A 13,205-nucleotide genomic window follows, 5' to 3' on the forward strand; every position below is an offset into this window, starting at 1 on the left:
TATCTTAGCCGAGGAGTTAAAAATGGCGCAGAATTTCGATGTGATCGTGATCGGTGCCGGCCCCGGCGGCTATGTCGCCGCGATCCGTGCCGCACAGCTTGGTCTGAAGGTCGCCTGCGTGGAACGCGAACATCTGGGCGGCATTTGCCTGAACTGGGGCTGCATCCCGACCAAGGCGCTGCTGCGGTCGGCCGAGGTGTTTCACCTGATGCACCGCGCCAAGGATTTCGGCCTGTCGGTCGAAAAGGCCGACTATGATCTGGACAAGGTCGTGGACCGTTCGCGCGGCGTGGCCAAGCAGCTTTCGGGCGGTGTCGGACACTTGCTGAAGAAGAACAAGGTCACCGTCATCATGGGCGCGGCCACCATTCCCGCGCCCGGCAAGGTTACGGTGAAGACCGACAAGGGGACCGAGGAACTGACGGCGAAGTCGATCATCCTTGCCACCGGGGCGCGGGCGCGCAACCTGCCGGGGCTGGAAGCCGACGGAAAGCGCGTCTGGAACTACAAGCACGCGCTGAAGCCGCCGCATATGCCGAAAAAGCTGCTGGTCATCGGCTCGGGCGCCATTGGCATCGAATTTGCCAGCTTCTTCAACACGCTTGGCGCAGACACCACCGTGGTCGAAGTGATGGACCGCGTTCTGCCGGTCGAGGATGCCGAAATCAGCGGCCTTGCGAAGAAGCAATTCGAAAAGCAGGGCATGAAGATCATGGAAAAGGCGACGGTGAAGTCGCTGGATCGCAAGGCCGACAAGGTGATTGCCGAGATCGAATCGGGCGGGAAGACCGAGAAGGTCGAATTCGATACCGTGATCTCGGCCGTCGGGATCGTCGGCAATGTCGAGGATCTGGGCCTTGAAAAGCTGGGCGTGAAGATCGACCGCACCCATGTCGTGACCGATGAATTCTGCCGCACCGGCGTTGAAGGCCTGTTTGCCATTGGCGACGTTGCGGGCGCACCATGGCTGGCGCACAAAGCCAGCCATGAAGGCGTGATGGTGGCCGAACTGATCGCGGGCGGACATCCGCACCCGATCAAGCCGACCTCGATCCCCGGCTGCACCTATTGCAACCCGCAAGTGGCCTCGGTCGGGCTGACCGAAGCCAAGGCGAAGGAACAGGGGTATGAGATCAAGGTTGGCCGCTTCCCCTTCATCGGTAACGGCAAGGCGATTGCACTGGGCGAGCCCGAGGGCCTTATCAAGACGGTCTTCGACGCCAAGACCGGCGAGTTGCTGGGCGCACATATGATCGGCGCCGAGGTGACGGAGCTGATTCAGGGCTATGTCGTCGGCAAGACGCTGGAAACGACCGAGGCGGAACTTATGGAAACCGTCTTCGCGCATCCGACGCTTTCGGAAATGATGCACGAATCGGTACTGTCGGCTTACGGCCGCGCGATCCACTTCTAGGGCTGGCGACAGTCAGTCTGTCAGGGCGGTGGGGGAACCCGCCGCCCTTTTTCGTTTCAGAAACTGGCGCCGTCGACCTTTTGCGGCGACAGGCTGCGCGGGTCGACGCCTTCAAGGCAATTGACGTTGATGCCATAGATTTCCTGCCCACCGCGTTCACCCTTGGCATAGGCCTCGATCCCGCAGGTCGGGCAAAAACGGTGTGAAATCGCGCGCTTGTTGAACAGATATTCAGTTGTCGGCCCGTCCTTGACCATCTTCACGGCCTCTGCCGGCACAAAGCTCCAGACGCTGCCAAGCCTGCCGCAGCGCGAGCAGTTGCAGATATTCACCTGGTCCAGATCCAGATCCGCCTCATACGCGATGGCGCCGCATTGGCAGCTTCCCTTGTAATGTTCGACAGCCATTTTACTCCTCCATTTGTTCTGTTAATGTTCTGGCAACTTGTGCATTCCGGCGCAATGATTATCTGATGCGCTTGCGTCGTAGGGGCAGGTCCATGGAACAGAAGTTCATCGAAGTGCGCGGAGCGCGCGAACACAATCTGAAAAACGTGGATATGGACATCCCGCGCGATCAGCTTGTGGTGATTACCGGCCTTTCCGGGTCCGGCAAGTCCAGCCTTGCCTTCGACACCATCTATGCCGAGGGGCAGCGGCGTTACGTCGAAAGTCTGTCGGCCTATGCGCGCCAGTTTCTGGACATGGCGGGCAAGCCCGATGTGGACCATATCAGCGGGCTGTCGCCTGCGATTTCGATTGAACAGAAGACGACCAGCAAGAACCCACGTTCAACCGTCGGCACCGTCACGGAAATCTACGACTATCTGCGGCTGCTGTTCGCCCGCATCGGCACCCCCTACAGCCCCGCGACCGGTCTGCCGATCGAGGCACAGCAGGTGCAGGACATGGTCGACCGCATCATGGCCATGCCCGAAGGCACGCGCGGCTATCTGCTGGCCCCCATCGTTCGCGACCGCAAGGGTGAATACAAGAAAGAGTTTCTGGAACTGCGCAAGCAGGGTTTTCAGCGGGTGAAGGTCGATGGCGAGTTTTACGAGTTGGAAACGCCGCCCGAACTCGACAAGAAATTCCGCCACGACATCGACGTGGTGGTGGACCGTCTGGTGACAGCGCCGGGCATCGAAACGCGTCTTGCTGATTCGCTGCGCACGGCGCTGGATCTGGCGGACGGGATTGCCGTTCTGGAAACCGCGCCGTCTGACGGGGACCCCGAGCGCATCACGTTCAGCGAGAAATTTGCCTGCCCGGTGTCCGGCTTTACCCTGCCTGAAATCGAGCCGCGGCTGTTTTCCTTTAACGCGCCGATGGGGGCCTGCCCGGAATGTGACGGGCTGGGCGTTGAACTGTTCTTCGACGAACATCTGGTCGTGCCCGATCAGGCGCTTTCCATCGCGGGCGGTGCCATCGCGCCCTGGGCCAAGTCGAAATCGGCCTATCTGACCCAGACGATCAACGCGCTGGCAAAGCATTACGGCTTTGACAAGAAAACCGCATGGCGCGACCTGCCCGACGGTGTTAAGAAGCTGTTCCTCTATGGCTCTGGCAAGGACGAGATCAAATTCCGCTTCGACGATGCCGGCCGGGTCTATGAAGTCACGCGCCAGTTCGAAGGTGTCATCCCGAATATGCAGCGCCGGTTGCGCGAAAGCGACAGCAACTGGGTGCGCGAGGAGATGGAGCGGTATCAGAACAATCGCGCCTGTCATGCCTGCAACGGCTATCGCTTGCGGCCCGAAGCGCTGTCCGTGAAGATCGCCGACCACCATGTCGGGCAAGTGGTCGAGAAATCCATCAACGAGGCGCTGGATTGGATCAAGTCCGCACCTGAAACCCTGTCCAAACAGAAGAACGAAATCGCCGTCGCGATCTTCAAGGAGATCCGCGAAAGGCTTGGATTCCTTGTGAATGTGGGCCTCGATTATCTGACGCTATCCCGCGCTGCTGGCACCCTGTCAGGGGGCGAAAGCCAGCGGATCAGGCTGGCCAGCCAGATCGGGTCCGGGCTGACCGGGGTGCTTTATGTGCTGGACGAACCCAGCATCGGGCTGCATCAGCGCGACAATGACCGGCTGATCGGCACGCTGAAAGGTCTGCGCGATCAGGGCAACTCGGTTCTGGTCGTCGAACATGACGAGGATGCGATCCGCAATGCGGATTACGTCTTCGACATGGGGCCGGGCGCAGGCGTTCACGGCGGGGCGGTGGTGGCCAAGGGGACACCGGACGAGATCGCCGCCAACCCGACCAGCCTGACCGGGCAGTATCTGTCAGGCATCCGAGAGATTGCGGTGCCGTCCGAACGCCGCAAGGGTAACGGCAAATCCGTGACGGTTGTCGGCGCGACGGGCAATAACCTGAAGGACGTGACCGCCGAATTCCCATTGGCGCGCTTCGTCTGCGTCGCGGGCGTGTCGGGCGGTGGCAAGTCCACCCTGACCATCGAAACGCTGTTCAAGACCGCCTCGCAACGGCTGAACGGTGCGCGTCAGGCACCAGCACCATGCGAGACGATCAAAGGGTTGGAAAATCTCGATAAGGTCATCGATATCGACCAGCGGCCCATCGGTCGCACACCGCGGTCGAACCCGGCGACCTATACCGGCGCTTACGACCATATCCGCGACTGGTTCGCCAACCTGCCGGAATCGAAGGCGCGCGGCTATAAGCCGGGCCGGTTCAGCTTCAACGTCAAGGGCGGACGCTGCGAGGCCTGTCAGGGCGACGGGCTGATCAAGATCGAGATGCACTTCCTGCCCGATGTCTATGTCCAGTGCGAGACGTGCCACGGCAAGCGTTATAACCGCGAAACGCTCGAGGTACTGTTCAAGGGCAAATCCATCGCTGACGTGCTGGATATGACGATTGAAGAGGCGCAGGAGTTCTTCAAGGCGGTGCCCTCGATCCGGCGCAAGATGGATGCGCTGATGCAGGTCGGGCTGGGCTATGTGAAGGTCGGGCAGCAGGCAACGACGCTTTCGGGCGGCGAGGCGCAGCGGGTGAAACTGGCCAAGGAACTGGCGCGGGCTTCGACCGGCAAGACGCTGTATATCCTTGATGAACCAACCACGGGCCTGCATTTCGAAGATGTGCGCAAGCTGCTGGAAGTGCTGCATCACCTTGTCGATCAGGGCAATACGGTGGTCGTGATCGAACATAACCTCGATGTCATCAAGACCGCCGACTGGATCATCGACATCGGCCCCGAAGGCGGTGACGGCGGTGGCCGGATCGTGGCGACCGGCACGCCGGAGGATGTGGTCGAGGTCGCCGAAAGCCATACCGGCCGCTATCTGGCGCCAATGCTGCCTGCGCCACGATCCAGGCGCGTACTGCGGCAAAAGTGACACGGATGCGGCGTGAAAGCCGCATTTCGTTCAAAACAATGGGAACTTGCGGGCCGAACGCTTGCGTTTGCCTGCATGTCAGGGCGATAGCCCGATAGTCAGGGCGCGCTGCGCCCAGCCTGTATTTACGCGCCGCCGGTGCTGCCCGGTGGCAATGGAAGGAAGTCAGAATGCGCATTCTCCCCGTCGCACTCGCGGTGGTTCTTGGGCTTGCCGCCTGTGGCCCTAGCGAGCCTGTCGTTAACGCCCCGACGAAAACCGTCCCCACTTATTATGAAGCCCGCACCGATTCCGGCCCCAATGGCGAGCCGATTGAGATCAAGGCCGTCAAGACCGCATATCTGAACGAACGCACGATGCGCACGACCGTGCCGTATAACGGGCCAGAGTCCGCCGGCACCATCGTGGTCGATCCCTTCGCGCGCGTTCTCTACTATGTGCAGGCGGGCGGCATGGCCGAACGCTATGGCGTGGCCGTCGGCGCGGCAGGCAAGAACTTCGCTGGTAACGGCACCATCTCGCGCAAGGCCGCATGGCCCAGCTGGACGCCCACTTCGAACATGGTCAGCAGCCAGCCGGAACTTTACGGCCCGCTGAAAGGCGGCATGGCAGGCGGCCCGGATAACCCGCTGGGTTCGCGCGCGCTGTATCTCTATCAGAATGGCCGCGATACCTATTACCGCATCCACGGCACGCTGGACCCGTCGTCCATCGGCAAGGCGACCTCGGCCGGTTGTATCCGCATGTTCAACCAGGACATCATCGACCTGTTCGACCGTGTGCCCACCGGCACGACTGTTCACGTGCGCAGCCAGTCGGAAAGCGTCCGCTATGAAGGCCCGGTCGTGGAATCGCCCGAAGGCTATGCATTGCCGGCGAACCAGACGACTGCGGAAGTCACCCCGGTTTCGGCAACCAGCCCGGTCGAAAGCGCCGTCCGCTAAGCGACCCAGCTGGTTCGAATATGAGCCCCGGCCTGTAAATGGCCGGGGCTTTTTGCTGTCCGGGACCTGTCGAAAAGCCATGCTTTTCATATGGGTCGGGTTTGCGATACTAATGGGATAGCAGCTCTCAGGGATGGTCATGCCAAACTTTGCTTCCGAAGAACGCCGCGTCCTGTCGGGCGATGAACTCGACCTCGCGACACGGTCACGCAAACCTGCGATCGCAACTCTTTCGGACGAGGCGCTGCTGCGCCTGTGCGAAGACATTGGCGCGGCACGCGACAAGGCGGCGTCCGATGCCCAAAGCTCTGAACGGACGAAGTTTCTGGAGGCCGCATTCAAGCGCGCTGCGAACGAGAGACGGCGCCGGGGGCTGAAAATCAGCGCAAGCGGCGCGACCAAGCCGAAGCCGCTGCCAAACCCGGACGGAAAAGCGGCTGCAACCGCCCCTGCAGAGCGGGAAAAATCGCCGAATACAGCGAAGACGGTCGCGGCCACTGGATCGCGTCGCAAACCCGCAGCGCGTCCGGCGAAACCTGCGCGCGGTGCGCGCGCGACGTCCACGGGGCAGGGGAGTGACCGCCGCGGCGCTGGCGCTCGCACGGTTCCAGCACCTGGCAGACCCGCCCGGCTGGCAGACGCGAATCCTGCGTCGAAACCGGATGCCGCGCCGACGAAGGCGAGTGCAAAGACGCTCCAATCCAAGCCCGGCGCGGGGACCACGCGCCGCAGCAAAACGCGTGATGAGGCGGCGCCGGTCGCTGCACCGCAGGTTACACCCGCTGATGCTGGCGTCGCGACTCCCGCATTGGCGGCGGCGCAGGCTGATACTGCGCTGGTTCAGAAGCTGACCGAAAAGGCCGAACGCCGTGCCGTCAAGGCCGAGAAGGCGCGAAAGAAAGCAGATAAGGCAGCACGCGCGGCTGACAAGCGTGGCACGAAAAAAGCAGCGAAAGTCGCGAAGAACGCTGATGAGAAGGCCAGAAAGGCGCAGCGCAAAGCGCGCAAGACGACCCGTCAGGCCCGCAAGGCCGCCGCCGATCTGGGCTGAGACGTCGCGCATAAATCATTGGCTTCTGCATCCGGCGCGGTTTCCACTTCCGCGCCGTTTTGCTAATCGGAAAGCGATCGGGTTGGTGCGGGTGGACGTGAGATGCGCCGTGTAATTGCAGCTATTACGGCTTTTGCGCTGGCAGCGGGTGCCGCTGACGCGCGCCCTGCCGTTGACGCGGTTGACGGACGTGCGCCGGTGGTTGAACACAAGGACAGTCGCTGCACAGCCGACGGCCTCTATTGCATCCGCCTGCAGACCTATGTCGCCGATGTCTGCCGCACCATTGAGCGTGCGGCCGCCCGCGAAGGTCTGGACAAGAATTTCCTTGCCCGGTTGATCTGGAAAGAGAGCCGGTTCGAGCCGAGCGCCGTTTCCCATGCAGGCGCAGAGGGGATTGCGCAGTTTATTCCCAGCACCGCGCGAATCGTCGGTCTGCACGATCCCTATAACCCCGCCGAAGCGATTCAGGTGTCGGCGAACTATCTTCGTCGCCTTCGCGATTTCTATGGCTCCATCGGACTGGCGGCTGTTGCTTATAATGGCGGCGAGAACCGCGCCGCGCGTTTTCTGCGCGACGGCGGAACATTGCCTTACGAGACGCAGGATTATGTCGAGGCGATTACGGGGTTCAATGCATGGCGCTGGCGCGACGATCCGCCGAAGCCGGACAAGATAGATCTGCGCCTTGATGGTGACACGCCATTTCTCGATGCCTGCACCACCCTAGCCGGGAACCGCAGCCTTCGCGAATTCGCGCCCTCTCATGCGAGCGATCCGGTTCTGCCATGGGGCGTCATTCTGGCGTCGCACCGCACGCGCGCCGGCGCACAAAGCCAGGCAAACCGGTTCAATCGCGCGCTTGGCCCTATCCTGAACGGCAAGCGTGTCAGCTATGTCAGGCGAACGCTGCGCAAGGGCGCGCCGCGCGTCTATACCGCGCAGATCGGCTGGAATTCGCGGGGCGAGGCGAACCGCTTCTGCCAGCGAGCCCGCACGGTCGGTGTGAACTGCATTGTGCTGAAGAACTGATACACCAAGTTCATGCACGTCTCTCGGCGCGGTCTGGAACGGTGGCCCTAATGCTTCGCTTCAAGCTGCGGTGCGCAGGCGTTCGCCGGAAGACAGAGGCCCGTTTCACGGGCCTCTTTTCACTCGGTTTGCTCTGTTCACTCGGTCCAATGCACTTTCGACAGGTCATTCGCCGGAGTGGGCGCGTTTTCCCACAACCCTTCGATCTTGGCGTTGGCCACGCCGGTCTTGGCGAGCTGAAACAGATAGGCGTTGGCGAAATCATCAGCGATGATCGTCTGTGCCTGCTTCAGCAGTTCTGACCGGCGGGAATCGTCGGTCGTGGTGTTCACCTCGGCCATGACCTGCTTCAGGTCTTCGTTGTTGTAATTGAAATAGTAATCATCGCGCGTGTAGATGCCGATATCCATCGGCTCCACATGGCTGATGATGGTCAGGTCGTAATCCTTGCCCTTATAGACCGTCTCCAGCCATTGCGCCCATTCCATATTGGTCGCCTCTGTCTCGATGCCCACGGCGCGCAACTGGGCGGCCAGCAACTCGCCGCCGCGACGCGCATAGGGCGTGGGCGGCAGAGCGAGACGCAGCTTCAGGTTCTCGACGCCGGCTTCGGCCAGAAGCGCTTTGGCCTTTTCCGGGTCATAATTCGACTTTTCGGTGAGATCGACATAGTCGGGATGATGCGGCGCGAAATGGGTGCCGATGGGTGTGCCATAGCCGAACATTGCACCGTCGATCAGTTCCTGCCGGTTGATCGCATGGGCGATCGCCTCGCGGACCTTGACGTTATCAAGGGGCGGCACGGCCTTGTTCATGGTCAGGATCGTCTCGCCCTCGGTCGTGCCGACAATGACCTTGAAGCGAGGATCAGCTTCCAGCTGGGCCAGCGTCTCGGGGGATGGATAGATCGGGAAGGCGTCCACATCGCCCGCCATCATCGCGGCAAATGCGGCAGTCGGATCGCCGATAAAGCGGAACGTCGCGGTCCGGAGCGCCGGCTTATCGCCCCAATAACCGTCGAACGCGTCAAGGCGGATCGAGTCGCCCTGCTTCCATTCGCCGAACATGAACGGTCCCGTGCCGACCGGATGCGTCGCCTCATCCGCGACCGATGCCTCGTCCAGCATGACGGCATCGCCCCAAGCAAGCTTGAAGGGGAACATTCCATCCGGATCGTTCAGCGCGATCTTGACCGTTGACGGGTCCACAGCTTCGACCGAGGCGATGTTTTCGAACAAAGCCTTCTGCGCATTTGTCGAATCCGCCGCCCGCGCGCGATCAAGCGAAAATACCACGTCATCGGCATTGAACTCTGCGCCGTCGTGGAAGGTCACACCGTCGTGCAGGTGGAAAGTGTATGTCTTGCCATCCTCGGCCACATCCCAGCTTTCGGCAAGCGCCGGCAGAATCTCGCCATCCGGGCCAAATTTCGTGAGGCCCTCAAAGATGTTGGAATAGACAATCTCGTCGATTGCGGCCGCGGCGTTGCCGGTCGGGTCAAGGCTCGGCGGCTCCAGCACCATGCCGAGTGTGATTGTGTCCTGCGCGGCAAGCGCCGGCGTGGCCAGCAAGGCCAGCACGGATGCGGTGATAGTCCAGCGATGGAACATTAAATTCCCCCAAAGGTGACGTTCGCACGCCATAATGGAAGCATCTCGCGTCCGATCAAGGGTTATCGTCGCGACAGGGCGGGTTCACACCTTGTGCTCGTCTTCGGCACGCTCGGTCAGCTGCTGAAGACCGCCCGCGGTGATAAGCCAAACGCTGGTGACGACAAGGCCCCAATTTGCCCAGCTTGACGGGTGGAAATCGACCAGAATCGCCCAGATCCCGCAGGCCACCCAGCCCATCGCCATCGGCAGCGAAATCGCGCGCCAGCGCTCTGTTCTGACAGGGTGGATGAATTTCACATTCGTGAACATGGCCACCGTCAGCACCACGACGATCAACAGGATCAGCCAGAAATTTGGCTTCAGCGCGAACAGGACAAGGACCACCATATTCCAGCACGCGGGAAAGCCCGCGAAGGAATTGTCACGCGTTTTCATGCGCGTATCGGAGAAGTACAGAATCGACCCGTAGGTTATCGCGATAATCGCAAACCATCCCGTCCAGCCGGGCAGCAGACCGGATTCGAACAATGCGAAGGCCGGGATGAAAACATAAGTCAGAAAGTCGATAATCAGGTCCATCAGGACGCCATCGTAAAGCGGCCAGTTTTCCTTCACGCGATAGCGCCGCGCCATGGGTCCGTCGACCCCGTCAACGACAAGCGCCACGATCAGCCAGAAAAACATGAGCGACCACCGCTCTTCCACCGCCGCAAGCATGGCGAGCATCGAAAACACGGCACCCGTGGCGGTCAGAAGGTGGACGGAGAGGGCTTTCAGGCGGATATCCATCCCGGCGTTGTCGCATCCCGCATAGCGTCGCGCAAGCCGAATGAAATTTCGCGGCGCCGCCTGTCGCCGCTATCTTTGAGCCCATCCATAAGCCCACGCGGTCATTGACTTGGCCAACCGAACACCGCAGATTCGCCGCCGCTGGCACTGGCTGGGAGAGCGGATTTGGCGAACGAAAAGATCACTGTCGAAACCTTTGTTGCGGCCCCCCTGGGCGATGTCTGGCACGCCTATGTGACGCCCGAAGATATTACGCAGTGGAACGCGGCATCGGATGACTGGCACACCACGCGCGCAGAGGTCGATCTACGCGAAGGCGGCGCATTTTCGTCCCGTATGGAGGCAAAGGACGGCTCAATGGGGTTCGACTTCGCTGGCACCTATACCAAGGTTCGACCCGAGAGCGAGATTGAGTATGAATTCGGCGGCCGGCACGCGCAGGTTGATTTCGTTCCAGGCAATGGCGGGGTGACGGTGCGCGTGGCCTTCGATGCGGAAGATACTCACCCGATCGAGATGCAGCGGGACGGCTGGCAGGCCATTCTGGACAATTTTGCCCGCCACACCGAAGCGAAAGTTTCCGGACGCGACGCCTGACGCAAGGCGATGCCGGATCGGTGACGTCAGCGTCTCGGATGGGCCTTGCGATAGACCTCCATCAGCCGGGCATCGTCAACGCCGGTATAGACCTGCGTCGTCGCGAGGCTCGCGTGGCCCAGCAACTCCTGTATGGTGCGCAGGTCGCCGCCCGCGGACAGAAGATGCGTTGCAAAGCTGTGGCGCAGGGCATGTGGTGTCGCCGTCGGCGGCAGACCGAGCGACTGGCGCATCCGCGCCACGGCGCTTTCAAGAACGCCCGCGCGCAAAGGCCCGCCGCGCGCACCCCGAAACAGCGGGCCTTCGGGTTCCAATGGATAAGGGCAGAGGCGCAGGTATTCGGCAATCGCCTTGTGGGCGACGGGCAGGACGGGCACCATGCGCTCGCGTCCGCCCTTGCCGCGGATGGTCAGCGCTTCGCGCAAGGGCCAATCGGCGCCGGTCAGACCGAGGGCCTCTGATATCCGCAGGCCACAGCCGTAAAGCAATGTCAGCACAGCCATGTCGCGGGATGCAATCCACGGCTCCGGGTGATGCTGGCCGGCATGTTCCAGAAGCTCGCGCGCCTGATCCGGCGCGAGGGGCCGGGGAAGCGAGCGCTGATATTTAGGGCCGCGCGCCGAAAGCGCGGCAGACAGGTCATATCCCTCGCGATCTGAAATCCAGCGCAGGAAGCTGCGGGTCGCTGACAATCGACGCGCGAGCGAGCGTGCCGACAATCCGCGCGCGCGTTCGGACGCGGCGAAGGCGCGCATATCTGTCTGTCGCAACGCTGCAAGGGATTTCGGCGTGGCGCCTTCTGCCCAATGTCCGCCAAGGAAGGACAGGAACGCCAAGGTGTCGTCGCGATAAGCTGTTATCGTGTGGGGCGAGCGGTCACGGACCGCTGCCTCGCCCTGAAGCCATTGCGCCAGCGCGTCCGCCATTGCGGGCGTCAGCGCCAGCGGCGGGCTCATTCGTCCAGCCAGCGCATCAGGATCAGGCGGAAGGCCTGCCCGAAGAAGCGCAGAAGATCGGTGCCCTGCGCGGCGCTGAAGCGGCCGGGCTCGTCCGACCCCATCAGCAGCAGCGCAGGCATCCGGTTCGGCCCGAGATCAAGCGGTATCAATGCCTCGGACACCGCGGTCCCGCCATGCAGCGCCGCCGTCGCAGACGCAACGCGCCGAAGAATGACCTCTCCTGATGGTTGCCCGCGTCGCCCGCCCGCAATGGCGCGCGCGACGGTTCCCGCAGGAACCATGGTCAGCGGGCCGCCAAGTTCCGGTGCACCTTCCTTGGTCCCGGTTTCCATGACCAGAACCAGTGTATCGACGCGCAGGATATCGGCGAGATCGCCTTGCAGGTTGTCCAGAAACCCGTCGAAATCCAGCGGCTCCAGAAGGGACAGAACGGCGCGATGAACCGTGTTCATCCCCGACTGGTTTTCATACGCCGCAGAGATCACATGCTCATGCGCCGATTCCAGCCGGTCGAGCCGCGCCTCCAGCGCCGTCATCGCGCGACCGCGTATGTCGATCACATTGGCGCCGACGCCCTCCTCGTGCGCGCCGACAATGGCGCGCATCAGGTCCCGGTCCATCAGGATCGAACTGGGGTCATCCAACAGCGCCTGCCGCTGTTCGGCTGTCAGCGCCTGATCTGTCATTTCCCGATCTTCTGGCCGGTGGCAGCCCAGTCCTTGTTGAACTGTTCCAGCCCTTTGTCTGTCAGCGGATGGGTTGCCATCGACTTGATGACCGAGGGCGGCGCGGTGATGACATCTGCACCGATCTTCGCAGCCTCGACGATATGGTTCACAGAGCGGATCGAGGCGGCCAGGATCTGCGTGTCGTAGCCGTAATTGTCGTAGATGTCGCGGATATCGGCGATCAGGTCCATGCCGTCCAGATGGATGTCGTCCAGCCGCCCGATGAAGGGGCTGATAAAGGTCGCACCTGCCTTCGCCGCCAGAATCGCCTGCGCGGGCGAGAAGCACAGCGTCACGTTCACCATCCGGCCCTCGTCCGCAAAGACGCGGCAGGCTTTCAGCCCGTCCCATGTCAGTGGCACCTTGATGGCGATATTGGGGGCGATCTCTGCCAGAATGCGGCCTTCGCGGATCATGTCATCGGCCTTTTCGGCGACGACCTCGGCCGAGACAGGCCCTTCGACCATGTCACAGATTTCCTTGGTGACTTCGGTGATGTCCCGACCGGATTTCAGGATCAGCGACGGATTGGTGGTCACGCCGTCGACCATACCCAGATCGTTCAGCTCCTTGATGGCCGCGACATCGGCGGTATCGACGAAGAATTTCATGGCGCTCTCCTCAGATGCGTTCGACCCTGTGATAGCGCATTGCCCGATGCGCCGAAAGCGGGTGGCGCTTGTTTTTCAGGTCCCGGCAGGCCAAGTCTGC

Annotated in this window: 12 protein-coding genes; 6 read left to right on the forward strand and 6 right to left on the reverse strand. The window is 61.8% G+C overall.

Annotated features, from left to right (window positions below):
- The first annotated feature begins 22 nt into the window (after positions 1 to 22).
- Complete coding sequence (gene lpdA / locus FQV27_RS10800; RefSeq protein WP_147098292.1) at positions 23 to 1,414, forward strand: dihydrolipoyl dehydrogenase; 1,392 nt, start codon at positions 23 to 25, stop codon at positions 1,412 to 1,414.
- A gap of 56 nt (positions 1,415 to 1,470) precedes the next feature.
- On the opposite strand, the gene FQV27_RS10805 is transcribed toward lpdA, so the two are convergent.
- Positions 1,471 to 1,821: a GFA family protein gene (locus tag FQV27_RS10805; RefSeq protein WP_147098294.1), complete on the reverse strand. Its 351-nt coding sequence runs from the start codon at positions 1,819 to 1,821 to the stop codon at positions 1,471 to 1,473.
- A gap of 92 nt (positions 1,822 to 1,913) precedes the next feature.
- Here FQV27_RS10805 and uvrA point away from each other — a divergent pair, with 92 nt between their 5' ends.
- From uvrA to FQV27_RS10825, 4 genes are all read left to right on the forward strand, one after another.
- Positions 1,914 to 4,781: an excinuclease ABC subunit UvrA gene (uvrA, locus tag FQV27_RS10810; protein ID WP_147098296.1), complete on the forward strand. Its 2,868-nt coding sequence runs from the start codon at positions 1,914 to 1,916 to the stop codon at positions 4,779 to 4,781.
- A gap of 170 nt (positions 4,782 to 4,951) precedes the next feature.
- On the forward strand, positions 4,952 to 5,725 hold the full coding sequence (locus tag FQV27_RS10815; RefSeq protein WP_147098298.1) for a L,D-transpeptidase: 774 nt from the start codon (positions 4,952 to 4,954) through the stop codon (positions 5,723 to 5,725).
- A 139-nt stretch (positions 5,726 to 5,864) separates the two neighbouring features.
- Positions 5,865 to 6,776: a hypothetical protein gene (locus tag FQV27_RS10820; RefSeq protein ID WP_147098300.1), complete on the forward strand. Its 912-nt coding sequence runs from the start codon at positions 5,865 to 5,867 to the stop codon at positions 6,774 to 6,776.
- 102 nt (positions 6,777 to 6,878) lie between these two features.
- Complete coding sequence (locus tag FQV27_RS10825; RefSeq protein WP_147098305.1) at positions 6,879 to 7,808, forward strand: lytic transglycosylase domain-containing protein; 930 nt, start codon at positions 6,879 to 6,881, stop codon at positions 7,806 to 7,808.
- Between the two features lie 137 nt (positions 7,809 to 7,945).
- On the opposite strand, the gene FQV27_RS10830 is transcribed toward FQV27_RS10825, so the two are convergent.
- Together FQV27_RS10830 and FQV27_RS10835 are read right to left on the reverse strand one after the other, a co-directional pair.
- On the reverse strand, positions 7,946 to 9,418 hold the full coding sequence (locus FQV27_RS10830; RefSeq protein ID WP_147098309.1) for an ABC transporter substrate-binding protein: 1,473 nt from the start codon (positions 9,416 to 9,418) through the stop codon (positions 7,946 to 7,948).
- Positions 9,419 to 9,502: 84 nt separating this feature from the next.
- Positions 9,503 to 10,210, reverse strand: coding sequence for a CDP-alcohol phosphatidyltransferase family protein (locus FQV27_RS10835; protein WP_147098312.1), 708 nt, complete (start codon positions 10,208 to 10,210; stop codon positions 9,503 to 9,505).
- A gap of 165 nt (positions 10,211 to 10,375) precedes the next feature.
- On the opposite strand from FQV27_RS10835, the gene FQV27_RS10840 reads away from it, so the two are divergent.
- The gene (locus FQV27_RS10840; RefSeq protein WP_147098316.1) at positions 10,376 to 10,807 is read left to right on the forward strand and encodes an SRPBCC family protein; all 432 of its coding nucleotides are present in this window, start codon (positions 10,376 to 10,378) and stop codon (positions 10,805 to 10,807) included.
- A gap of 26 nt (positions 10,808 to 10,833) precedes the next feature.
- Here the strand turns inward: FQV27_RS10840 and FQV27_RS10845 are convergent, their stop codons facing one another.
- From FQV27_RS10845 to fsa, 3 genes are read right to left on the reverse strand one after another with little or no spacing between them, the layout of a single operon-like run.
- Complete coding sequence (locus tag FQV27_RS10845) at positions 10,834 to 11,763, reverse strand: tyrosine recombinase XerC (RefSeq protein ID WP_147098319.1); 930 nt, start codon at positions 11,761 to 11,763, stop codon at positions 10,834 to 10,836.
- Positions 11,760 to 12,452, reverse strand: coding sequence for a DUF484 family protein (locus FQV27_RS10850; RefSeq protein WP_147098322.1), 693 nt, complete (start codon positions 12,450 to 12,452; stop codon positions 11,760 to 11,762). The genes FQV27_RS10845 and FQV27_RS10850 overlap by 4 nt, the downstream gene beginning before the upstream one ends.
- Positions 12,449 to 13,105: a fructose-6-phosphate aldolase gene (fsa, locus tag FQV27_RS10855; protein ID WP_147098325.1), complete on the reverse strand. Its 657-nt coding sequence runs from the start codon at positions 13,103 to 13,105 to the stop codon at positions 12,449 to 12,451. Before fsa ends, FQV27_RS10850 begins: the two co-directional genes overlap by 4 nt.
- Positions 13,106 to 13,205: the final 100 nt, after the last annotated feature.

Source organism: Paracoccus aurantiacus, assembly GCF_007993065.1.
Taxonomy (GTDB): Bacteria; Pseudomonadota; Alphaproteobacteria; order Rhodobacterales; family Rhodobacteraceae; genus Paracoccus; species Paracoccus aurantiacus.

Bases quoted from the DNA above. Each gene is read 5' to 3' on its own strand.
- FQV27_RS10845 (WP_147098319.1), bottom strand. From the start codon at position 11,763: ATGAGCCCGCCGCTGGCGCTGACGCCCGCAATGGCGGACGCGCTGGCG.
- uvrA (WP_147098296.1), top strand. From the start codon at position 1,914: ATGGAACAGAAGTTCATCGAAGTGCGCGGAGCGCGCGAACACAATCTG.
- fsa (WP_147098325.1), bottom strand. From the start codon at position 13,105: ATGAAATTCTTCGTCGATACCGCCGATGTCGCGGCCATCAAGGAGCTG.
- FQV27_RS10820 (WP_147098300.1), top strand. From the start codon at position 5,865: ATGCCAAACTTTGCTTCCGAAGAACGCCGCGTCCTGTCGGGCGATGAA.
- lpdA (WP_147098292.1), top strand. From the start codon at position 23: ATGGCGCAGAATTTCGATGTGATCGTGATCGGTGCCGGCCCCGGCGGC.
- FQV27_RS10815 (WP_147098298.1), top strand. From the start codon at position 4,952: ATGCGCATTCTCCCCGTCGCACTCGCGGTGGTTCTTGGGCTTGCCGCC.
- FQV27_RS10830 (WP_147098309.1), bottom strand. From the start codon at position 9,418: ATGTTCCATCGCTGGACTATCACCGCATCCGTGCTGGCCTTGCTGGCC.
- FQV27_RS10805 (WP_147098294.1), bottom strand. From the start codon at position 1,821: ATGGCTGTCGAACATTACAAGGGAAGCTGCCAATGCGGCGCCATCGCG.
- FQV27_RS10850 (WP_147098322.1), bottom strand. From the start codon at position 12,452: ATGACAGATCAGGCGCTGACAGCCGAACAGCGGCAGGCGCTGTTGGAT.
- FQV27_RS10835 (WP_147098312.1), bottom strand. From the start codon at position 10,210: ATGGATATCCGCCTGAAAGCCCTCTCCGTCCACCTTCTGACCGCCACG.
- FQV27_RS10825 (WP_147098305.1), top strand. From the start codon at position 6,879: ATGCGCCGTGTAATTGCAGCTATTACGGCTTTTGCGCTGGCAGCGGGT.